Source organism: Nitrincola lacisaponensis (genome assembly GCF_000691225.1).
Classification (GTDB): Bacteria; Pseudomonadota; Gammaproteobacteria; order Pseudomonadales; family Balneatricaceae; genus Nitrincola; species Nitrincola lacisaponensis.
On sequence record NZ_JMSZ01000016.1, the window covers coordinates 794,786 to 816,335 of the forward strand.

Annotated in this window: 18 protein-coding genes; 8 read left to right on the plus strand and 10 right to left on the minus strand. The window is 52.5% G+C overall.

Features of this window, described 5'->3' with window-relative positions:
* The first annotated feature begins 1 nt into the window (after nt 1).
* Complete coding sequence (locus tag ADINL_RS07030; protein ID WP_036545267.1) at nt 2-868, plus strand: prenyltransferase; 867 nt, start codon at nt 2-4, stop codon at nt 866-868.
* A gap of 32 nt (nt 869-900) precedes the next feature.
* On the opposite strand, the gene ADINL_RS07035 is transcribed toward ADINL_RS07030, so the two are convergent.
* Nucleotides 901-1,785, minus strand: a complete 885-nt coding sequence (locus ADINL_RS07035; protein WP_036545270.1) for a LysR family transcriptional regulator — start codon at nt 1,783-1,785, stop codon at nt 901-903.
* Nucleotides 1,786-1,936: 151 nt separating this feature from the next.
* On the opposite strand from ADINL_RS07035, the gene ADINL_RS07040 reads away from it, so the two are divergent.
* The 3 genes from ADINL_RS07040 to ADINL_RS07050 all read left to right on the plus strand — a co-directional run bounded on the left by ADINL_RS07040 (nt 1,937) and on the right by ADINL_RS07050 (nt 6,263).
* Entirely contained in the window at nt 1,937-2,830 is an 894-nt protein-coding gene (locus tag ADINL_RS07040; RefSeq protein ID WP_036545273.1) for a cation diffusion facilitator family transporter, read from the plus strand.
* A 125-nt stretch (nt 2,831-2,955) separates the two neighbouring features.
* Nucleotides 2,956-4,632, plus strand: a complete 1,677-nt coding sequence (locus ADINL_RS07045; RefSeq protein WP_036545276.1) for a methyl-accepting chemotaxis protein — start codon at nt 2,956-2,958, stop codon at nt 4,630-4,632.
* A 125-nt stretch (nt 4,633-4,757) separates the two neighbouring features.
* Nucleotides 4,758-6,263, plus strand: a complete 1,506-nt coding sequence (locus ADINL_RS07050; RefSeq protein WP_036545278.1) for a fumarate hydratase — start codon at nt 4,758-4,760, stop codon at nt 6,261-6,263.
* 54 nt (nt 6,264-6,317) lie between these two features.
* Here ADINL_RS07050 and cls read toward each other — a convergent pair whose 3' ends face one another.
* Genes cls through coaE form a run of 4 tightly spaced genes read right to left on the minus strand, consistent with a single transcriptional unit; the run spans nt 6,318 to nt 9,540 of the window.
* The gene (gene cls / locus ADINL_RS07055; protein WP_051632618.1) at nt 6,318-7,769 is read right to left on the minus strand and encodes a cardiolipin synthase; all 1,452 of its coding nucleotides are present in this window, start codon (nt 7,767-7,769) and stop codon (nt 6,318-6,320) included.
* 43 nt (nt 7,770-7,812) lie between these two features.
* Entirely contained in the window at nt 7,813-8,688 is an 876-nt protein-coding gene (gene galU / locus ADINL_RS07060; protein WP_036545281.1) for a UTP--glucose-1-phosphate uridylyltransferase GalU, read from the minus strand.
* Nucleotides 8,689-8,711: 23 nt separating this feature from the next.
* Nucleotides 8,712-8,918 carry a DNA gyrase inhibitor YacG gene (locus tag ADINL_RS07065; RefSeq protein WP_036545283.1) on the minus strand — a complete coding sequence of 69 codons (207 nt, stop codon included), beginning with the start codon at nt 8,916-8,918 and terminating at the stop codon, nt 8,712-8,714.
* A complete protein-coding gene (gene coaE / locus ADINL_RS07070; protein WP_036545286.1) occupies nt 8,905-9,540 on the minus strand; it encodes a dephospho-CoA kinase in 636 nt (211 codons plus the stop codon). The genes ADINL_RS07065 and coaE overlap by 14 nt, the downstream gene beginning before the upstream one ends.
* A 124-nt stretch (nt 9,541-9,664) precedes the next feature.
* Between coaE and ADINL_RS07075 the strand changes: the two genes are divergently transcribed.
* Nucleotides 9,665-11,011 carry an MATE family efflux transporter gene (locus ADINL_RS07075; RefSeq protein ID WP_239644345.1) on the plus strand — a complete coding sequence of 449 codons (1,347 nt, stop codon included), beginning with the start codon at nt 9,665-9,667 and terminating at the stop codon, nt 11,009-11,011.
* A gap of 39 nt (nt 11,012-11,050) precedes the next feature.
* On the opposite strand, the gene ADINL_RS07080 is transcribed toward ADINL_RS07075, so the two are convergent.
* Nucleotides 11,051-12,745, minus strand: a complete 1,695-nt coding sequence (locus ADINL_RS07080; protein WP_036545293.1) for an L-lactate permease — start codon at nt 12,743-12,745, stop codon at nt 11,051-11,053.
* A gap of 318 nt (nt 12,746-13,063) precedes the next feature.
* Here ADINL_RS07080 and phbB point away from each other — a divergent pair, with 318 nt between their 5' ends.
* A complete protein-coding gene (gene phbB, locus ADINL_RS07085; RefSeq protein ID WP_036545296.1) occupies nt 13,064-13,813 on the plus strand; it encodes an acetoacetyl-CoA reductase in 750 nt (249 codons plus the stop codon).
* A 39-nt stretch (nt 13,814-13,852) separates the two neighbouring features.
* Here phbB and ADINL_RS07090 read toward each other — a convergent pair whose 3' ends face one another.
* The 3 genes from ADINL_RS07090 to ADINL_RS07100 all read right to left on the minus strand — a co-directional run bounded on the left by ADINL_RS07090 (nt 13,853) and on the right by ADINL_RS07100 (nt 17,864).
* On the minus strand, nt 13,853-16,054 hold the full coding sequence (locus tag ADINL_RS07090; RefSeq protein ID WP_036545299.1) for a DUF349 domain-containing protein: 2,202 nt from the start codon (nt 16,052-16,054) through the stop codon (nt 13,853-13,855).
* Between the two features lie 144 nt (nt 16,055-16,198).
* Nucleotides 16,199-17,368 (minus strand): hypothetical protein, encoded by a 1,170-nt coding sequence (locus ADINL_RS07095; RefSeq protein ID WP_051632619.1) that lies wholly within the window; start codon nt 17,366-17,368, stop codon nt 16,199-16,201.
* A gap of 67 nt (nt 17,369-17,435) precedes the next feature.
* The gene (locus ADINL_RS07100) at nt 17,436-17,864 is read right to left on the minus strand and encodes a YchJ family protein (RefSeq protein ID WP_036545301.1); all 429 of its coding nucleotides are present in this window, start codon (nt 17,862-17,864) and stop codon (nt 17,436-17,438) included.
* A gap of 99 nt (nt 17,865-17,963) precedes the next feature.
* On the opposite strand from ADINL_RS07100, the gene sbcB reads away from it, so the two are divergent.
* Both sbcB and ADINL_RS07110 read left to right on the plus strand, forming a co-directional pair.
* Nucleotides 17,964-19,415: an exodeoxyribonuclease I gene (gene sbcB / locus ADINL_RS07105; RefSeq protein WP_036545303.1), complete on the plus strand. Its 1,452-nt coding sequence runs from the start codon at nt 17,964-17,966 to the stop codon at nt 19,413-19,415.
* Nucleotides 19,416-19,472: 57 nt separating this feature from the next.
* Nucleotides 19,473-19,991, plus strand: a complete 519-nt coding sequence (locus ADINL_RS07110; RefSeq protein ID WP_152547625.1) for a hypothetical protein — start codon at nt 19,473-19,475, stop codon at nt 19,989-19,991.
* Between the two features lie 22 nt (nt 19,992-20,013).
* Here the strand turns inward: ADINL_RS07110 and ADINL_RS07115 are convergent.
* A partial coding sequence (locus ADINL_RS07115) for an insulinase family protein (RefSeq protein WP_193364960.1) occupies nt 20,014-21,550 on the minus strand: 1,537 nt, incomplete at its 5' end.

Genomic DNA, 21,550 nt, shown 5'->3' on the forward strand with positions numbered 1-21,550 from the left:
TTTGCTGAGCGCAACGTCTCTGGATAAATATCGTTTCTCTCGGGCCTTGCGCCCGTTCTCTTTTCCGGTGGCTGTTATTGCCTGCCTGGTAGGGGTGGTCGCTGCGTATGCAGAGGGATACTGGCAGCCGCTGAATGTGGCGTTGATTCTGATGGCGGGCGTATTGTTGCAGGCAGGCGTCAATCTGATCAATGATTATGCTGATCTGCCGCTGCTGACATCAACTGATGCTATGCAGGACCGGGCACGCCAGTCTATTCGTTTTAACTTCAGAGCCGGTCTGTTGTGCTTTATGCTGGCGGCAGTCATAGGTCTCTATCTGATCTCTGTGGCAGGGTTGGTGCTGTTATGGATCAGTCTGTTGGGGCTGCTGGGTGCGCTTGGCTATACGCTGGCACCGATACAGTATAAAAACCGAGGCCTGGGTGTACTGCTGGTGTTCTGGCTGATGGGTGTGCTGATGATCTGTGGCAGTTACCTGGCCGCCGGTGCGCCATTTGACTGGACTATTGTGTGGATCTCCTTGCCTGTCAGTTGTCTGGTGTCTCTGCTGTTGTTGAGTAATGAACTGCGTGATTATGAACGCGATTTGGCAGAGGGGATAGGTACACTCACTGTCCGTATCGGTTATCAACAGGCAGTGTATTTATATTGGGCCCTGTTAGGTGCTGCGCTGCTCTTGACCTTGCTGCTCAGAAGTCTGGGATATCTGAGTCTGATCTGGCCTTTGGCTGGTGTCTTGCTGCTGGCCATTAAGCCCTGCCGCTTGCTGCAGGTATCAGCTCCGGAGCGAGTGGCCCTGACGCCTGCTACCGCGCGACTATTGCTCGGGTTTGGCACACTTTTCTGCATTTTGTTAGTGCTTTAGTAAAAGGGTAGTCTCTCCCTTGGTTGACCTCTTTAGCTAAATTGGGTCAGATACTTTGCCAATATTTCCTCCAGCCTGAGTGTGACTTGCCCTTTACTTTCGTTACTGAAGTGGAAACTGCTGAAGGTTTGCCACAGTAATGCCTGGGCTGTCTTGAGCGGCTTGAGGTGTCCTGCTTGAATGGCCGGATCTGCAAGCGGCTGTGGCAGCCAGGCCCAGCCTGCATTCTTCATCACTGCGTCGCGAATCAGTTCATACTGTGTCAGTGCCAGATAATTACTGCTGTTCAGAATGTCCGGCACCAATTGTTCATCTGAATCCACAAATGCCAGTGTCACCTGGGTGTGGGTGATCAGGTCATCCGGCTTCACTTCAGGTAGCTTCGACAGTGGATGCTGTACACTGGCAACCATGATCATGCGCAGCCCTGACAGTGGTGTCATGGTGATCCGATGATCCGTGTGCTTGTTCAGGTCCAGGCCATAGGCAATATCCACTGTTTGGGAGGACACCAGTGCAGGCAGCTCCTGGGGTGGTGCCAGGTACACCGAAATGCCGGTGAGCGGAAAACGCTGCTTCAAGGCATGCATGGCTTCCAGCCAGACAGCTTCAGGTAATGCATCATCACGGGCCAGGCGCAATGTGGTTTCAATGCCGCCACGCTCCAGCTCGCAGCGTGCCTGGATTTGACGATAGGTTTGTATCAAGCGCATGCAGTCTGGCTGAATGGCCCAGGCCAGATCTGTTGCACGTACCGCCTTGCCGGAGCGCTCGAAAAGTTCGGCATTCAAGTCATCTTCCAGTGCGCTGATGGCGGCACTGATGGTGGTGCGGCTGCGATTCAAATGGCGTGCCGCATCGATAATCGAACCTGACTCCAGTACTGCCAGAAAGGCCTCAGCCTGTGAAGGTCGCATGGTAGGGTCCAGCCTCAAGTTATGTCTGCCAAGAGACGATATTTTTGTCGCTTAGCGACTCTGTCACTTTTATGTTAGTCGATAAAATTCTATTGGATCTGATCGTTTGGATCCATAAATAAACGGATTGACAGTTTTTGTAGAGGTTATCATGTTTTCCCTTAAGGTTGGCTCTGAAAGGTCAACGCTGATTTTTTCAGCAGGTGTCTCAGGTTTTTTTGCCGTTGCCGGCATTGGCTGGGGCGTTTGGACCGGTTCTATGGCCATTCTGTTTGACGGTGCCTATTCCTTTGTCAGCCTGGCGTTATCCTTGCTCTCTGTACAGGCGTTACGCTGGGCCGAGTCACCTGCGAACAATCATTTTAACTTTGGACGCATTCTGGCAGAGCCCCTGGCAATCGCAATAAAGGGGTTGGTGATTTTGCTGGTATGTCTGATTTCTCTGTTCAGTGCGCTGAATGCGCTGATGACCGGTGGTCGGGAAGTCATGGCAGATATGGCTCTCGGATTTGCCTTGTTCAGTGTGATCAGCTGTGTGCTGACCTGGCGTTATCTGCAGCACAGTAATCGTATCCATCAGTCTGCTCTGGTCGAAGCTGAAACCCGTCAGTGGTGCATGGATAGCCTGCTCAGTGGCGCTGTATTTATGGGTTTTCTGATTGCCTGGGGAGTATCCGGAACCGGGTATGCACACTGGGCGTTATATGCTGACCCGTTGCTGGTGGTCTTGGCATCTGTCTATTTTATGGCTGTCCCGGTCAGAATGACGTTACAGGGCGTGCGCGAGATTATGATGATTTCGCCTGAACCCGAGATGCGCAAACGCGTGTATCGGGCGCTTTCTGAACTGGGTATTCACGCATCACAATGCAAAATGGCCAAGGTTGGCAGCTACCTGATTCTGGAGGTGACGGTCGCAGTTGAGCGGGTGGAAGAGATGGACGGTTTGCAACATCAAGTAGACCTGCTTTTCAGAAATTTTCCACTGGAGGTCAAGGCACAGATTTTGTTTTATCCCAAGTGGGCTGTTTCAGTTAAGGTTTGATGTGTCGGTAGCATGACAATCTCTCTGGCGATATTAGGCAAATTGTCTATTATTCTTAACAACATGCTGGGTTATGCTAATATTCAGTCTGTCTAAGTTAGGGATATCCCTTAGGAGTGTTGTGTATGCGAAATTTGCAGTTGAAAGTATTGCTGTCAGGTGGATTTGCCGTTGTCGCCATCATTTTGTTGCTGGTAGGGCTGCTGAGCATCTCTGCGGGGTCACGCATGAAAGCAGATATCGCTAACCTGGGACAGGTTCGCCTGCCTGCAGTCGATCTGTTAGCTAAAATGAATGAAGAGCGTTTGATGATTCGTGCCCAGACTTTGAGCATGTTGCGTTTTGAAGAGTGGGCACAATCGGCCGGAAGAGATTTGTCGGCTCTACTTGCTGAACGAGAGGCCTCCTGGAAACGGTTTGATGCAGTTTTATCCCGTTATACCGATATTCCGAGAACCCAAGAGGGTGAGGCTTTATATCAGCGCTTGAGAACTGCCATCAACAGCTGGCGGGAAGCTGCAAATCGGATGGACAGAGCCGTTGTTACCATGAGCCAGGCTGGTAATGCCCTGAGTTACGATGTGGCATTTCGTGAGTTCGAACAGCATTTTCAAGCTTTAATCCCTGTTTCCAGTGCCATGAATCAGCTTCTGGATGAGCTAATCAACCGTAACTTGGAAATTTCAAACGAAACTGTATCTGCAGCAATAGCACAGGCAGAAAATTCGGCCATGATCACAATAGTTTCTGTAATTATTGGTTTTGTGATCGCGTTGGCGGCAGGCTTTTTGATTACCCGTCAGGTAATGGGGCAACTGGGCGGTGAACCCGCTTATGTGCAACAAGTGGTGCGTCAGGTAGCCGATGGTGACCTGACGGTACGGATAGATACTTCCAAGGCACCATCTGACAGTTTGCTGGCAGCATTCGCCCAGATGGTGGCCACTTTGAAGAACCTGATGAAGCAAATTTCGGATGCCTCTACCCAGGTGTCTGCCGCGGCTGAAGAGCTGTCAGCTTCAAGCAGTCAGACCAATGCACAGGTGCAGCTGCAACAGGCCGAGATTACCCAGGTCGCAACAGCCATGAATGAGATGGCAGCAACGGTGATGGATGTTGCCAAAAATGCGGCCGCTGCTTCGGGAGCTGCACAGACGGCACATGGTGAAACCGATAACGGTATGAAGGTAGTGACGGATGTCGTCAAGGTCATTAATCAGTTGGCAAGTGAAATTGAAAAATCTGCAGCCAGCATGAATCAGCTGGTGCGTGACAGTGAAGAGATTGGTTCAGTCTTGAATGTGATTCAGGAAATTGCAGAACAGACCAATCTGTTGGCATTGAACGCGGCGATTGAGGCAGCGCGCGCTGGCGACCAGGGACGGGGCTTTGCCGTAGTGGCAGATGAGGTGCGTTCTCTGGCGAGTCGTACGCAGGCATCTACCGGTGATATTCAGGCGCGCATTAACCGGGTCCAGGATAGCTCATCTTCTGCTGCACAACAGATGGAACAGGGTAAGCAGAAAGGGTTGCAGACGGTTGAGCAGGCCAACAATGCCGGAGAGGCTCTGAAAATGATCAGTGCTTCCGTGGCGGCGATTAATGATATGAATGCGCAGATCGCGACGGCAGCTGAAGAGCAGTCATCAGTTGCCGAGGAGATCAACCAGAATATTTCCAATATCACTCAGGCGATTGATGAAACGGCGACCGCTGCTTCTCAGGTGACCTCTGCCAGTCAGGAGCTGGCGCGTCTGTCTGCATCTCTGCAGCAGCATGTACAGCAGTTCCGGGTGAGCTGATCTACGACTAAAACCTGACGCGATTTGCTCAGCTTTTCAGGTATAATGCCTCTTTTGCTGTGCGGGCTAAGGCCCGCACACGCCTGTCAATTCATTGAAAAAAGACTGACCGGAGAGAGTCCCCCATGAGCGTAATTCGCCAAGACGATTTCATCAGCAGCATCGCCGATGCGCTGCAGTTTATCTCCTATTATCACCCGATCGATTTTGTCAAAGCGGTGCATGAGGCGTATCTGCGGGAAGAAAACCCTGCTGCCAAGGATGCCATGGCTCAGATCCTGATCAACTCCCGTATGTGTGCCGAGGGCAAGCGTCCGATCTGTCAGGATACAGGCATCGTGACAGTCTTTCTCAAGGTGGGTATGAATGTGCAGTGGGACGCCAAAATGAGCGTCACGGATATGGTCAATGAAGGGGTGCGTCGCGCTTACCTGCATCCTGACAATGTGTTGCGTGCTTCCATCCTAGCCGATCCGGCAGGCAAGCGTCAGAACACCAAGGATAATACTCCCGCAGTGATCCATTACGAGATCGTTGAGGGTGATGAGGTTGAAGTACATGTTGCCGCCAAGGGCGGCGGTTCAGAAAATAAATCCAAAATGGCGATGCTGAATCCGTCTGACAGTATTGTGGACTGGATTGTCAAAACCGTTCCGACCATGGGTGCTGGCTGGTGTCCACCAGGTATGCTGGGCATCGGTATCGGTGGTACTGCGGAGAAAGCTGCGGTGATGGCAAAAGAGTCGCTGATGGATCCGATCGATATTCATGAAATTCGTGAGCGTGGTCCGCAGAACCGTGTCGAGGAACTGCGTCTGGAAATTATGGACAAGGTCAACGCACTGGGTATTGGTGCGCAGGGTCTAGGTGGTTTGACCACCGTGCTGGATATCAAAATCAAGGATTATCCTACCCATGCAGCGTCTTTGCCGGTTTGCATGATTCCGAACTGTGCCGCTACCCGTCATGCGCACTTTACGCTGGACGGATCTGGTCCTGCTGTATTGACGCCGCCGAGTCTGGAAGACTGGCCTGAAGTGACATTTGAGGTGGGCAGCAACACCCGTCGCGTAAATCTGGATGAGATTACACCGGAAGAAGTGGCTGAGTGGCAGGTCGGTGAAACCGTGCTGCTGAATGGCAAGATGCTGACCGGTCGTGACGCAGCGCACAAGAAAATGGTGGAGATGCTCAATAATGGCGAGTCACTCCCCGTAGATCTCAAAGGGCGCTTTATTTACTACGTAGGGCCGGTTGATCCCGTCCGTGATGAAGTGGTTGGGCCTGCAGGTCCGACAACCTCTACTCGTATGGACAAGTTCACACGTCAGATTCTTGAAACCACGGGACTGCTGGGGATGATTGGTAAATCCGAGCGTGGCCCGATTGCGATTGAAGCGATCAAGGATAACAAGGCTGTTTATCTGATGGCTGTCGGTGGTGCTGCTTACCTGGTTTCCAAGGCGATCACGAATGCGCAGGTTTTGGCATTCCCTGAACTGGGTATGGAAGCAATTTACGAATTTGAAGTCAAAGATATGCCGGTAACAGTGGCTGTCGATGTTCGTGGGGAGTCCGTACACACTACAGGTCCTGCCAAGTGGAAAGAAATTATCGCCAAGAGCGCATAACTCACTCCTCTTAAATTACTCAGAGGTGATGATATGTCATCGCCTCTGAGCTGTTTACAGATAAGGTGACAAGAGTCCTGCGGCAGCGTTGCGCAGTTTGATCAGTACGGATTGTCTGGAAAGAGATTCCAGCGTGATGACTTCACCCTGTATAAATTCCTGATCAAAATGCTGGTTTAACGCTTGCGTCAGCCAGTCATCATAACATTCCACATTACACTCAAAGTTCAGTGCCAGGCTGCGATTGTCCCAGTTGGCTGAGCCAAAGAGTGTCCAGCAGTCATCCAGCATAAACAGCTTGGAGTGAGTGAACCTGTCTTTTACCAGTCTCACGTCAACACCATGGCGTATCAACTCAGCCAGATGGTGACGACATGCCCAGTCGACCAGCCGCAGGTTGTTTCGGCCTGGCAGTAAAATCTGTACCTGAATACCACGTAAAGCGGCAGTGATGAGCGCCTCCTCAAGACTGCTGTCCGGTACAAAGTAGGGGGTCATGATGCGAATCTGTTGTTGTGCCGAGCTGATGGCACCGAGCATGACCTGCCGCAAGGTGTTAAACCTGTCATCGGGCCCGTCTGCAATCGCACGTGCCAGGGTGGTGCCGGGTGTTTTGGGTGGGTAAAACCAGGGCGTATCACGTAGCATCTCACCGGTACTGGCATACCAGTCTTCGGCAAAAATGGTTTGCAGTTCAGTGACAACCGGTCCTTCCAGCTCAAAATGTATGTCTTCGATAGGAATACATTGCTGAGGGTTACGACAATGATGATCACTGATATTCATGCCACCGGTGAAGCCCAGTTGTCCATCTATGACCAGCAATTTGCGATGGTTGCGTAAATTCAGGAAAGGCATTGTGTGTGGCCAGTTCGGCGGCATGAACTCTGCGTAAGGAAGCTGCACACGCTTCAGATAAGATTTCAGTGTCGGGAAGGAGTAGCGAAAACCCATGTAGTCAACCAGCAGTCTGACAGCGACACCGCGCTGTTGTGCCTGTGCCAGTGCATCTGCAAATTGTTTGCCCAAGCGGTCGTTACGCAGAATGAAACTGCTCAGTGTAACACTCTGCTGCGCATTCTCTATGGCCTGGAGCATGCGGGGATATGCCTGATCACCGTTAAACAGCGGGGTGATGTGATTACCGCCCAGCAAGGGCTGTTTGGAGACGCTGTTGGACAGACGTGACAGCGTCTGCATGCTGGCAGGGACATAGTGTTGCAGATTGCGGGTATCAAAAGGGTAGTTCTGGCGGTAGTCTGTGGAAAACTTGCGTTTCCATTCCTGTGCACGCGAGTGGACCCGGTTGATGCCAAACAGCAGATAGGTCAGTGGACCCAGGATAGGGGCCAGCCACACCAGACCAATCCAGGCGATTCCCGCACGGCTGTCGCGTTTTGTCAGTAGAATATGAATCGAACTACCAATGGCGAGAGATAAGGGAATGGCTGCCAGTGCCAGCAGTGTCAGATGTTTGAGTAGCGTTTCCGTGATCATGTCTGACATTTGAATGCAGGCTGCTGCGCCTGTCGGGCAGCAGCCATTGGCTTCATGATAGTGATTGCAGGAAGGCGCGCAGATCAGCCGCAGTTTCCGGGTGTTGCAATCCAAAAGCTACATTTGCTTGCAGCAGCCCTGACTTGTTACCACAGTCGTAGAGCTTGCCCGCCATGGAGTATGCTTGTAGACCCGCATCAGTCAGTAATGTCTGAAGAGCATCGGTTAACTGAATTTCATCACCGGCACCCGGTGGTGTGTTTTTCAGCAGTGTCATGATGCTGGCGGGCAGAATATAACGTCCGACAATCGCCAGGTTCGACGGTGCAGCGGCAGGGTCAGGCTTTTCGACCATGCCCTGAATCTGGGTACTTTCGCCCGGTTGTACAGCAACACCGGCACAATCCACTATGCCATAGCGCTGTACCTGGTCCTGAGGCACGGCTTCAACCATGATTTGTCCCAGTCCGGAAGATTGCCAGGCAGCAACCATATTGCTCATATCACGATTGTCTTTGCCGTTATCGATGAGCATGTCCGGCAGCATCACAGCAAAATCATCCTCGCCAACGACGGGAGCTGCGCAGAGTACTGCATGTCCCAGTCCCAGTGCTTTGGGCTGACGAACACTGATGACTTCAGCATCACTGGGAAGAATGTCACGAATGCTTTCCAGCAGAGCCGTTTTGCCTTTACGGGCCAGTTCGGTTTCGAGTTCATAGTGATGGTCAAAGTGGTCTTCAATAGCCTGTTTGCCACTGCGTGTCACCAGGATGATCTGACGAAAACCTGCGGCGATGGCTTCTTCGACGACATGTTGAATAACAGGTTTGTCGACCACGGTCAGCATTTCCTTGGGGACTGCCTTGCTGGCTGGCAGTACACGGGTTCCAAGTCCGGCAACGGGAATTACAACTTTACTTAACATCCTGGTTTCCTTGTAGTTGAAGTTTAATGACGGGTGAGTGAAGCAGGATCGATATCGGCTGAAGAGAAGTCATCCAGTTCCGGTTCTACCGGGATCTGGTAGCCTTCGCTGGCCCATTCGCCCAGATCGATGAGTCGACAGCGTTCACTACAAAAGGGGCGCGAAAGATTTTCCGGTGCATAAAGCGACGGTTTGCCACATTGAGGGCAGGGTATTTCACGTTTTGTCATAAGTGTCCATGTGCGTCATGCGCGAGGTGTCAGCCCGCTGTTTCAAGTGCAGGTGAAGTGCATTGACCTGCTGTGCCAGCTGGTCCAGATCACCGCTATTATCCAGAATAAAGTCGGCGCTTTCCAGCCGCAGTTCACGTGATATCTGTGCTGCAATGATTTTGTGTGCTGCCGCTTCGGTCATCTGGTCTCGTTGACAGGTGCGTTGCAGTTGAAGCGCTTCTGGCAGATCGACGACAATGACAGCATCTACCAACTGATGCTGGTCTGTTTCCAGCAGTAGTGGTGAGCTGAGTATGACATAGTCTTCGTGACAATGTTGTGCCAGCCAGTCGAGAATACGTGCCCGAATTAAAGGGTGTAACAGTTGTTCCAGCCATTGGCGCTGTTGCGGATGATCGAACACCTGCTGACGTAACCAGCGTCGGTTCAGCTGTCCTTCGGGAGTCAGTGCCGGGTCACCAAAGTGATCGGCAATGGCGACCAATGCCGGTTGTCCGGGCTCAACCACATCCCGGGCGACCTGGTCAGCATCAATGACCGCAATACCCAGTTGTTCAAAGAGTCCGGAAGCTGCTGATTTGCCGCTGCCGATGCCGCCGGTGAGTCCAAGGGTCCTCATCAAGTGTTTTTCTCCTGCATAGGTGTGCAAGACTAGCATTATAAGCCTCCCGGACAAACTGCAAAGCGGGGCATTCAATGCTAAAATAGCGCCTTTTACTCGCCGCGGAGTGATCGCTCACCTCATGAATCGTAATCCCGACCTGCTGAACGGTCCGATGCGCCCGGTGTTGGTACAGATGACCGTGCCGATGATGTTTGGCATTGTCAGCATCATGCTGTTTCATTTGGCAGATATCTGGTTTGTCGGGCAGTTGGGAACGCGCCCTATGGCTGCTTTGGCGTTTACCTTTCCGGTGTCGTTTGCCGTTGTCAGTCTGGCGATTGGCCTGGGTATTGGCACTTCGGCAACCCTGGCACGTCGTATCGGTGAAGGGAATACGGACTCAGCGGCACGCGTGGCAACCTCAATACTGCTGGTGACCAGTTTGCTGCTGATCGCTGTTGGTATTGGCGGACAGTTCCTGATTGATCCTATTTTCCGGATGCTGGGGGCGGATGCTGAATTGCTGCCACTGATTCGAGCCTATATGCAGATCTGGTTTGCCGGTTCTGTGTTCATGGTGCTGAACATGGTGTGCAACAGCATCCTCCGGGCAACGGGAGATGTGCGCGGTTCTGCCATGATTATGTTGCTGGCATCGCTGCTTAATCTGATACTGGATCCGTTATTGATTTTTGGTCTGGGTCCTTTTCCGGCGCTGGGCATACAGGGTGCCGCCATTGCCAGTGTGTTGGCCTGGAGCCTGACGACCCTGGTGGCCTTGAGTCTGATCCATCATAGACGCCATTTGTTGACCCGTCGGTTGCCTGGTTTTCCAACCTTGCTGCGTTACTGGCGTGAATTGTTCAGTATCAGTTTGCCTGCTTCGCTTTCCAATATCACCACACCCATTGCCAATGGTGTTCTGACGGCTATTGTGGCGCGCCACGGTGCTGAAGCAGTCGCTGCGTTTGGGGTTGGTAATCGGATAGAGTCTTTAGCCTTATTGGTGTGCCTGGCGCTGTCGATGAGCCTGCCGCCTTTTATCAGCCAGAACTTTGGCGCAGGACAAATGGAACGGGTTAAAAAGGCCTATGCACTGGTGATTCGCTTTGCTCTGGTGTGGCAGTTTTTGATTTATCTGGTACTGGTGGTTTTTTCAGCACAGGTGGCGGCGTTTTTCAGTGATGATCCCGATGTCGTTCGATGGATTCGTATCTGGATAATTATCGTACCACTGGGGTTTGCCTTTCAGGCGACTACCTTCCTGAGCGCTTCCGCGTTTAATGCCTTGCATCGGCCGATGCTGGCTCTGCGTGTCAGCCTTATTCGACTGTTTGTGATGTACCTGCCACTCGGTTGGCTGGGCAACCACCTGTTTGGTCTGGAGGGGTTGTTCAGTGCGCTGGTACTGGCAAACCTGCTGACGGCGGTCATTGCCTGGTGGTGGATGCGTCAACATCTTTCCAGACTATTGCAGTCTGCCTGATAAGCGAAAGGGCCGGAATACCGGCCCTGTGATGTGCGTTTATACCAGTGGATCAGAAATCCCGATGAGATGCAGGGCGATCATGGTGATCAGGCCTGCCATGACCAGATAGTACACGGTCGGGATGATGGTCATGCGGATGGTTTGCCCTTCACGACCAAGTAATCCAACTGTCGCTGAAGCCGCAACAATATTGTGTATAGCGACCATGTTACCGGCTGCTGCACCCACTGCCTGTGCGGCAATTAGCATGGCACTGGAAACGCCGATCAGTTGCGCGGTATCAAACTGGAACTGTGCCATCATCAGATTCGACACTGTGTTTGATCCAGCAATAAAGGCACCCAGCGCACCGACACTGGCGGCAAAGAAGGGATAGATATCACCCACACTGCCTGCGACCAGTTCCGCCATGGCTCTAGGCATGGACGGCAGATCGGCCATATTGACTCCTGAGTTGATCAGGATACGTACCATCGGAATGGTAAACAGCAGTACAAAACCTGCACCCAGCAGGGTTTTGGAGGATTCACCCAGTGCATCACGCAGCTCACTGAACTTCATCCGGTGCAGCAGGAAGGTCGCCAGTACGACCAGTACCATGATGCCACCCGGCAAGTAGAGGAACTGAATGCTACCGGAAACACCTGCCTCACCAAGAATGTTGCTCCAGCCCACTACCAGATTCTGGGTAAAGAAAGCCTTAACACCTTCGTGTACGCGTGACAGAACCAGCAGTGCAGCCAGCAGCAGGTAAGGCAACCAGGCAAGTGCCATGGACATCGGCGCCTTGGCGGTCAGACTGTCCAGTTTGATTTCGATATTACCCATCCACTCTACCGGCCATTCACGGGCATCCGCAAAATCCCAGGGTGTTTTTGGCAGCAGGAAACCTGCTTTGGCAGCGGGTACGACAATCATCAGTCCTACCAGTGCGCCGATCATTGACGGGAACTCTGGACCCAGGAAAACACCGGCAGCGGCATAGGGAATGACAAAGGCGATACCGGCAAACACGGCAAAGGGGGCAATAGACAGACCCTCGCGCCAGGAGCGGTTACGCCCGAAGAAGCGCGTCAACATCATCACCATGAATAACGGCATCAGAATACCGATCAACGCATGCATGATGGCGACTTCAGAGGTGATCAGACGGTAGAAGGTTTCCCAGTCAGAGCCATTGGCAACCAGTGATTCGGTAATACCTGCACGATCCAGTCCACCAGTGACACCGACAACGATGGGGGTTCCGACAGCACCGAAAGAAACGGGCGTGGACTGAATCATCATGCCCACCATGACGGCTCCCAGTGCCGGGAATCCCAGTGCAACCAGCAACGGTGCAGCAACAGCTGCGGGCGTGCCGAAACCGGATGCGCCTTCAATAAAGCAGCCAAACAGCCAGGCAACAATGATCACCTGCACACGTCGGTCAGGGCTGATATTGGAAAATCCGCCACGAATTGCGGTGATGGCGCCTGAATGCTTGAGCGTGTTGAGGAGCAGAATTGCACCAAAGATGATCCATAGAATCGACAGGGTCAGGATCAACCCCTGTAGTGTTGAGGCCAGGACACGATTAAAGGTCATTTCCCAGGCAGTCAGGGCGATCAATGCTGTCACCACAAACACCACCGGCATGGCGCGCTTGGCTGGCCAGTGCAAACCAACCAGTAAAACAGCTGCCAATACCAGCGGGGCAAAGGCCAGCAGTGAAAGGAGCGTTGAGTTCATAGTTTTTCTCTTTATATCGAATAAATCAGTCGCTTTTGGGTAATTGGTAATACCAATTACCCTCTGTAAGTGAACAAGGTTAGGGGGTCATACCCAGTGAGTCAATCGAAGCTGTGCAAAATTAGACCTTTGTCTAGGTGGGGTTAATAACCCTGTTTTTTAACAGAATAAGGCTAGTCCGGGTGGAGTTCAGCGTCTATGATTAAGGTGAGTGACGAATCTGATTCATCGTTTGCCGGTTTTCGGTACGAGGTGTCCGCTTCGTGATCTGCCGGCAGGGATTGATAATAAAACCGAAACAGAAATGGGATGTAAACTATGACAAAACGCGTAGCTTTGGTAACAGGCGGTACTGGTGGTCTGGGTACGGCGATTTGCCGTGCATTGGCTGATGCAGGGTTTCGGGTGGTCGCTGGCTATAATAGTGGCGGTAACCACGACAAGGCGAAGGAGTGGCAGGAAGAGCAGCGTCGAGACGGTTATGAAATTGATGTTGCCTATGGCGATGTAACAGATTCAGTGTCCTGTGCAGAGTGTGTCAAAACAGTTGAAGAGTTAACCGGTGGCAGTATTGATGTGCTGGTGAACAATGCCGGTATTACCCGCGATGGCATGTTCAAGAAAATGACCTGGGAGCAGTGGAATGAAGTGTTGTCAGCCAACCTCGACAGCATGTTCCATATGACGCGTCTGGTGATTAATCCGATGCTGGAAAAAGGGTTTGGCCGGATTATCAATATTTCATCGGTCAATGCCCAGAAAGGTCAGTTTGGTCAGTGTAACTATTCGGCCGCTAAAGCCGGTATTCATGGTTTTACCAAAGCACTGGCTCAGGAAGTGGCAGCAAAAGGTGTCACCGTTAACACTCTGTCACCGGGTTATATCATGACACCCATGGTGGCAAAGATTTCTGAAGATATTCAGACAAAAATCTGTTCAACAATTCCAGTGGGGCGTTTTGGTTATCCGGAAGAGATAGGTCGTGCCATTGCATTCCTGGCAGATGAGCATTCGGGTTATATCACCGGCTCAGATCTGTCCATTAATGGTGGTTTGCATATGAGCTGATGCTCTCTAAGCCCCGTATTCTGCGGGGCTTATGTTCCTCTATTCAGTTTTTCCGGTTTGCTGTAACAGACGTTGAAAACGCTGGTCCAGTTCTGGAAAAGACTCTGCAAATCCTTGTTGTTTCCACATCTGGCGCAGTTGCTCCAGCTCGCTCAATTGCTGATCTGTTGTCGGTGTCTCCAGCGCTGCTTCCAGACGCTGCATCTGGTACTCCATACGCAGGCACTGATCTGTCTCAGGGCTGGGTTGATGCAGCAAAATCTCCAGCCGTATACAAAGCAGGCGAGCATCGGTTTCAGAGGATGTTGAGTCAGTTGCATCCTGCTGTGCTCTCAGGCGTGCAAAAAGACGGTCGCCGTGCCCGCGAAAGGCTTGCCAGAGTTGACGTTCCCGTGAGTGCTCAGTGGCACCGAGTTGCTTCCATTGTTGCTGTAATTGTTTCAGTTGCTGGGTGGCTGATTGCAGTTCATCTGCATCACACTCAGCAAGTTGTGCGGCGTGATCCACCAGTGACTGCTTGGCTTCGGCACAGGCTGCTCGATGTGCATCCAGAGCTGTTTCAGCTTGCTGGATCAGTGAGTTGAAGTGCAGCTGCAGGGGTTTGCCGGGCGCCCGGTCAACAGGTGCGTAACGACGCCATTCCATCTTGGCTTTTTTGAGAATGGCTTCCAGTGCGTGCCAATCCGGTTGTTGCCAGTCCAGGGTATCAAAATAGCTTTGCAGGTGGGTACATATCTGTTCTCGTTGTGTCAGGTTCCAGGCTCTTAAACGACTCTGCTCGCGAAAATACTGATCACAGGGCTCATAGGCCTGTTGAGCCGCCTGGTGAAAACGGTCCCAGAGCGATTTCACTGAAACCTGATTGCTGTGGTCCAGCGCTTTCCATTGCTGTTGCAGGCTGCGTATCTGCTGAGCCCGATCTGAAGGCGGCAGGTCAATATCGATCAGTGTCTCCATGGCGACGCAGAGCTGCTCTTTTTGAGCGATGATAGAGAAGTGTTGCCACTGCTCTATTTCAGCCTGTTCCGCGGCTTGTTGTTGCCGGTGCTGCAGTTGTTGCTGGAGTTGCTCAAGGTGTCGTTGAAGATTGAGCAACAGTTCAGGTCTGGGAGTATCTGTTGGCCAGTGATAGTAAGTACTCAGCTGTTGCTGAACGGTTCCAATCAGTGACTGCAGGGCTGTATCATCCAGTTCCTCGGCGCTGACTTGTAATGATGTCGTGAGCGCATCGGCATCTTCTGACAGGGTTTGACACCAGGATAATCGTTGTTGCAGTTGCTCCAGGCACTGTTTTTGTTCGGTTGTCAAAAGTGTATCAGCGGCAATGCGCTCAAAAGCGTCAGACAGTTGCTGTAATGCTTGAGTACTTGTCGAGGATAGGGATTGCAGACTATGTTGCAGTTGTTGATCCAGGGCATTCAACTGAGCTGTAAGAGCAGCCTGGGCTGCGCGTTGTTGTGCTTCATGTGCAGCAGCAGCTTGCTGTTGCAGAATGAGCGCATCGGCTTTGTCGGACAGTTTCGGAAACTCTGTGTATGCCTGGGTGACAGTGTGTGGAAGTTGCTGCCATTGTTGGCGTAGATGTTCCAGTCGTGCTGCCAGATGTGGGTGTTCGGGTTGATTCAGCAGACTGTGAAGCTGTTGCAGAAACTGTTCAGCCTGAGACGCTGCCAGCTGTCTTTCTGTCTCCAGTTGTTGTTTGCGTTTCAGGTGTTCTCGAATAATACGGTAAACAGCTTTGTCATGCTCCTTGGCATACTGGCGGACAGACTCAATGCAGCTGTCTTCCTCTAAACGTATGGCGGCTTGCTGACGTGTGGCAGCCAGTGAAGACTGCATCGCGAGTTTTGCCAGCAGGGGCTGCTGTTGAATTCGGGGCAAAAGGCTTTCGTGCAGCAGGCTGTTTTGGCTTTGGCAGAGTAGCTGGGTCAGTGCAAATTGACCGGTATCGGCCAGGGTATTCAGGTTTAAGTGCTGTTGTTCGTAGAGTTCACTTAGCCGCATTGCAGCCAGTTCGGATTGCAAGGGCCGGTCTTCACGTTGCAGCAATTCAAGCAGCCGGTGTATGTCATTCAGGCGTGTGATGGCGATACGCTGTACTTCAGGAGCCGGGTCATGATTGGCGAGCTGCCAGAGTTTTTCAACATGCGCCGGTTTGTGCGGGTTGAGTTTTGCCGCTGCATGGCAGCGAATGGCTGCATTGGGATGGCGCCATCTGGGAATTAACAGGTTTACAAACATCAGTCACCGTAACCGAACACAGGGTTCGGTCATCCTTTTAAATGGTCAGGCTCGCCCGGAAGGACTCTATTCTAACGGTGGCAGGTGGTGCAATAAAAGACCTGTGTGCGGAGGAGGTGAAAATACTTGTGTCATGGAGACAGCTCAAACACTCAGATCCACATGCTGGATCAAACCCGCTTTACCTTGCTCTGAAACGTAAATTCCACTGGAACGGATCACTCCGAGGCGCTCATCTCCCAGGGCGTTATTCAGTGTGAAGGGGGTTTCTGCATGTCCCAGATAGATGGCCCCAATGCCAGCCTCTTTCAGGCTGACCAGTTGCTGGCTGTCACCACTGCCGGGTTTCAGCCAGAGTCGGAGGTGCTCAAAAACGGCATCATTCTCATCAATCCAGCCGTTACCATCATCGTCGTGTTCAGCCAGTTCGGCAAAGCCGTTACCGGTTCGGGCACCGAAGAGTTCACCGCCATCATTAATGATTCCGTCACCGTTTTTATCCAGTGCCAGAAAGGCCGAATGATTACCCAGGCGAGGAATCCAGTCTTTTTGTCCATCCAGTGTCAGATCAAACTCAAAGCGCTCCTGGCTGAGTTCAGCTGCACGGCCATCGAAGCTGATGACCAAAGGATCATGCAGGGCTGCCCCTAATCGCATGGAAAACTCATGCTGCAGCAGCAGTTCCCGACTCATGTTGAATGACAGCTCTATCTGAATCTGCTGACCATCGGCTGTGCGTACCAGTCCACTGGCACTGAAGTGACTGCTTTCCTGCTGATAGAAGGTTTCTGAGACCTGATAATCAAGACTGGCCTGAGGTGCCGGATTGAGTGCTGCAGGTGTTTGAGCCGGATGAGCAGGCAGGTCGGCGGCCTTGCCTGTGGAAGAGGGAATCCGCAGGTCTGTGATGCTGAAGTTGATTTCCCGTCCGGTCAGGCTGGCCAGTAACGACTGAATCAAGGCGATACGTAATTTGTCTTCAGGTGAAAGTTCCAGAAAGGATTCCTGCTCATCCACTTCATTGGCAGCTGTCGCTGCGGTTGATGCCGCTTGTTCTGCGAGGCGGTTGGCGGCCTCGACTTGCGGTGCCAGGCGTTCAGCTTGTTGGGTCAGCGCTGCTGCTCCAGCCTGATGCCTCAGGTCGCTATAAGTTGTTACCTGCTGGGTTTCAATGCTCTGACGGTGTTGATAATGCAGCTCCGTCATCTGGCCGTTACGTCCAGGCAGGTTGACGTGTAACTGCTCTTCACGTGTATAGCGACTACTGGCCTGATGGCTGGAGTGGAATTGCAGCTGGGCGGAATCAATGCGCATGGTCGTAACCCTGTCTTGGTTAGACAGGATATCGGCCAGTTGTGGTTAAACTTTACTCAGTTTTGACTCAGCGATTGATCAGTTCCAGGTCGCCATCGACATAATACCAGCGCCCGTTTTCCTGGCGAAAACGTGAGGTTTCCTTGAGTAAACCATTGCCATCGGGACTCTCGAAACTGGCTTCAAATCGCACCTGTCCTTCAGAATCTCCGGTTTGTCCGGCCTGTGTATCAATAATCTTAAGTCCGGTCCAGGTGGTGATTTGTGTCTGCTCCATTAACAATTCCCGGTCTTCTTCGCGGCGGTGCTCTGCAGCGGTGGAGTCAATCAGGTAATCTACAGCACCGACTGAAAAGGCGGCATAGCGCGAGCGCATCAGGGCTTCCGCTGTTTTAGCTGGACGACTGCCGTTGATGGCAGGGCCGCAGCAGTAATTGAAGGGCTTGCCGGATTGGCATGGACAGAGTTGATCACTGCTGGTCTGATCCTGCAACATAGGATGATCCCCGGGTTATTTACTGATAGGCTTCAGCATAACACGACCACTTGGCCGCATAAATAATGTGGCTAATCGACTTAAGCATGAGAAGGCACGATGGTACAGGCAGCAACTTTTTACTGGCACGACTATGAAACGTCGGGAACAGACCCCAAGCGGGACCGTCCGATGCAGTTTGCCGGTGTGCGAACAGATCTGGATTTTAATCCACTGGGTGAGCCATTGGTGCTCTATTGCGCACCCGCCGATGATTTTCTGCCACACCCGATGGCCTGTCTGGTGACTGGAATTACGCCGCAGAAAGCCTTGCAGGCGGGTGTGTGTGAGGCCGAGTTTATTCAACGTATACATGCCGAGTTGTCTCAGCCAGGTACCTGTGCGGTAGGGTACAACAGTCTGCGTTTTGACGATGAAGTTACACGTTACACCCTGTATCGCAACTTTTTCGATCCCTATGCGCGTGAGTGGCAAAATGGCTGTTCTCGCTGGGATATCATCGACATGCTGCGCCTGACCCGGGCGCTGCGCCCGGATGGTATCGAGTGGCCTTGCTATGAGTCCGGCGCGCTCAGTCTGCGTCTGGAAGATCTTACCCGGGCGAATGGTCTGGCGCATGATCAGGCGCATGATGCACTTTCGGATGTCTGGGCGACGATTGCATTGGCCAAACTGGTCAAACAGAAGCAACCACGCCTGTTTGATTTTGTATTTCAGAATCGTGGCAAGCAGGCGGTCAGGCAAATGCTGGATATTCAGCAGATGAAGCCAGTCTTGCATGCATCCTCCCGTTATCCGGTTGAGCAGGGTAATCTGGCCGTGATAGCGCCTTTGGCCGAGCATCCGGTAAACCGCAATGCGGTGATCGTTTGGGATTTGCGCCATGATCCGGCACCTTTGCTGGACCTGTCGGTGGAGCAGTTGAAAGCACTGTTATATACCCGTCAGGATGAACTGCCAGGGGATACTCCCCGAGTGGCACTGAAACTGGTCCATGCCAATCGTTGTCCGGTACTGGCACCTGCCGGTATGCTCAGCCCGAGTGAAGCCGAGCGTCTGAGCATTTCCGGAGAGCAGTGCCGCAAGCACCTGGCCAGCTTGCGTGCTACACGTGAACAGTGGATGAGCAAGCTGCAGCAGTTATACACTGAGCAGGATCTGCCAGCGGACCGTAATCCGGATCATATGCTCTATTCGGGTGGTTTTTTTGCTGATTCAGATCGGCACTTGATGGAAGAGGTGCGTCAAACGCCTCCAGAGCTGCTGCAGGGACTTAAGCCGCCTTTTCAGGATCAGCGGTTACCGGAACTACTGTTACGCTACAAGGCGCGTAATTTTCCAGGTAGTTTGACGGAAGAGGAGCAGCTACACTGGGAAGAATACCGGAGTCGACAGCTGCTGGGTCCTGATAACGACGGTTGTCTGACGATGACGGAACTGTTTGATGAGCTGAACCGTATTGCGGCGGAGCGTGAATTGACTGAGACAGATCAACAGGTACTGGAAGAGCTAGCCTTGTATGCTGAATCTATCTATCCCATGGAGTGCTGAGGCGTGATGCGTCTGCCTGTCCGGTGGCTGATATTGTGCAGTTTGGCTGTGCCTGTGATGGCGCAGCCGCTCGAGTATGATGTTGTCGTGCCGGAAGGCTATACTGGCGGGCGTTTCCATGGCCAGGATGTTTTTGAAATGCGTGAGGGATGGCAGTCCTTTGATCCCGAGATCATGCCGGAAGTCTATCCTTCTGCACCAACTCTTCCTCCCGAACCAGTGGTAATTATGTATTCTCCAAGTCTGGTTGAGCCTGAGGTACAGACCGTGATGAATACTTCGGAAGTTGTCTATGCACTTCAGGGTGAAGAGCGTATTTTTGCTGAGATAACTGAAGACATACGAGAGCAGCAGTGTTTTGCACTGGGGCTTAGCCGTGATTGTGATCCGGATGTCGGCTTTAGCGGTGAACTGACATTTGAGACAGAAACGGGAGAAACTGTCGGTCGGGATATGCTGGCGCCAACAAATTTCTATCGTCGTCTGGAGGCATTGCAGCAGGAGCCTGAACCGGAAGAGCGTTTCAGGCTTCTGGAAGAGTCCTTTCAGCCGAACCTGGCACCCCTGTTCGACTGAATGAAACACACCTGGTCATGACTCAGTGGAACAGGCTTTGCTGGCGGCGTTGCTGCAGCGTCTCGGTGCCACTGAAATCGGGGATCTCTATGCCCTTATCACTGTCTGGCAGCAAGCCGCCAAAACTGCGAATATCATATTGACGCTCCAGCAAAGCCTGCAGTTGTTCGACCAGGTCTTCGCGCTGAACCAGGCTCACCTGTTCTGCCAGTTGCAGATGCGAGGTAAAGCTGCCGTCACGATCCAGTTCACGCCAATAGCGCTGAGAGCGCTCCGACAGGCGCATGTCCGGCTGCAACAGGCGGGATCTTAACCCCTGTCTGAACTCTTCCAGTTGTGCATCTGTCAGAGACTCCAGTTCCGTCAGCATTTGCGACATAAACAGATCATACTCATTCGCCAGTTTCAGCGGGTCGGCTACTGGAGATTGGACTATCAGGGCGATGCCGGGTACGTCGCTCATTGGCAGGTAGTTGGCAAACACGATATAACCCAACTGCTTCTCGGTGCGTAGACGCGAATAAAACGGCGTAGAGATGACTTCATTCAGCAGGGCTACGCGAGCACGCTGCTCCAGACTGCGGTCACTGCCCTGCAGATAGCGCACCAGTGTGGCATCCGTGTGCTCCAGGCTCAGGGTGTCGATTAGCGGCTGGTCCAGAGGCAAGTCGACGACCGGCACGCGAATCCCGGTGACCGGGTTGGAGCCTGACAGCAGCGTGGATCGAATCTGCTCGCTCATACTCAGTGCGGTGTCAGGTGTCAGGTTTCCATGTGCCAGAATACGCACTTCAGTTTCCATGAACAGCTCATTGAGGAACTGCTGCAACTGCTCCGGAGTGATCTCTGCCAGGGCGTTGAGACGGTCTTCTGTACTCCAGCGTGACATGAGTCCGGTGAATAACTGCTGCATCGCCAGCTGATAAGGGCCTTCCTGACGTTGATTGATCAGGTGTTCTTCAAGTTGCAGGCGTACCCGTTCAAAACGTGCAGCCGTAATTTCTGGCGCATGCAGGATAGGTAGCAGCTTCTCGAGCAGCTTGGGCTGTTTGTCGTTATAGCCAGACAGTTGCAGTGAAACACCGCGCAGGTGAGCGTAAAGCGATACATTCAGCCCCGCCAGCGACGCATCATACAGCAGACTGTTGAGCTGATCGTTGAGTATCCGGGTGTAAAGTTCAACCATGACTGCATTCTCCGGACTGGCGAGTGCCAGATGCGTCATGATAGCCAGATAGAGATCTGCCCGAGGACGCTGAAATTGCTGATCCTGTTGATACCAGAGGGTGAAACCCGGTTCTTCCAGCAAGGCTATGGGTAGCTCGGACGGTGTGTCTACACGCTCCGTCAGCTCCAGAGAGTCTGGAATAAAGGGGTTCAGCGCCCGGATTGCCAGCGCCGGATTGGGCTGTGGATCCTGCCAGGATGCCAGACGTTCGGCTTCCAGGGAGGCGAAGCGATAGCCGGCATTATAACGCGCCTCGGTAAACACAGGTTCCACGTCGGGATGCTGGATTGTCAACAACAGGTTGTCCGGACGCAGTTGTAGCAGGTAGTGC

Coding starts and splice junctions, on each gene's coding strand:
- ADINL_RS07035 (WP_036545270.1), bottom strand. CDS start 1,785: ATGCGACCTTCACAGGCTGAGGCCTTTCTGGCAGTACTGGAGTCAGGT.
- ADINL_RS07040 (WP_036545273.1), top strand. CDS start 1,937: ATGTTTTCCCTTAAGGTTGGCTCTGAAAGGTCAACGCTGATTTTTTCA.
- ADINL_RS07045 (WP_036545276.1), top strand. CDS start 2,956: ATGCGAAATTTGCAGTTGAAAGTATTGCTGTCAGGTGGATTTGCCGTT.
- ADINL_RS07050 (WP_036545278.1), top strand. CDS start 4,758: ATGAGCGTAATTCGCCAAGACGATTTCATCAGCAGCATCGCCGATGCG.
- cls (WP_051632618.1), bottom strand. CDS start 7,769: ATGTCAGACATGATCACGGAAACGCTACTCAAACATCTGACACTGCTG.
- galU (WP_036545281.1), bottom strand. CDS start 8,688: ATGTTAAGTAAAGTTGTAATTCCCGTTGCCGGACTTGGAACCCGTGTA.
- ADINL_RS07065 (WP_036545283.1), bottom strand. CDS start 8,918: ATGACAAAACGTGAAATACCCTGCCCTCAATGTGGCAAACCGTCGCTT.
- coaE (WP_036545286.1), bottom strand. CDS start 9,540: ATGAGGACCCTTGGACTCACCGGCGGCATCGGCAGCGGCAAATCAGCA.
- ADINL_RS07075 (WP_239644345.1), top strand. CDS start 9,665: ATGAATCGTAATCCCGACCTGCTGAACGGTCCGATGCGCCCGGTGTTG.
- ADINL_RS07080 (WP_036545293.1), bottom strand. CDS start 12,745: ATGAACTCAACGCTCCTTTCACTGCTGGCCTTTGCCCCGCTGGTATTG.
- phbB (WP_036545296.1), top strand. CDS start 13,064: ATGACAAAACGCGTAGCTTTGGTAACAGGCGGTACTGGTGGTCTGGGT.
- ADINL_RS07090 (WP_036545299.1), bottom strand. CDS start 16,054: ATGTTTGTAAACCTGTTAATTCCCAGATGGCGCCATCCCAATGCAGCC.
- ADINL_RS07095 (WP_051632619.1), bottom strand. CDS start 17,368: ATGCGCATTGATTCCGCCCAGCTGCAATTCCACTCCAGCCATCAGGCC.
- ADINL_RS07100 (WP_036545301.1), bottom strand. CDS start 17,864: ATGTTGCAGGATCAGACCAGCAGTGATCAACTCTGTCCATGCCAATCC.
- sbcB (WP_036545303.1), top strand. CDS start 17,964: ATGGTACAGGCAGCAACTTTTTACTGGCACGACTATGAAACGTCGGGA.
- ADINL_RS07110 (WP_152547625.1), top strand. CDS start 19,473: ATGGCGCAGCCGCTCGAGTATGATGTTGTCGTGCCGGAAGGCTATACT.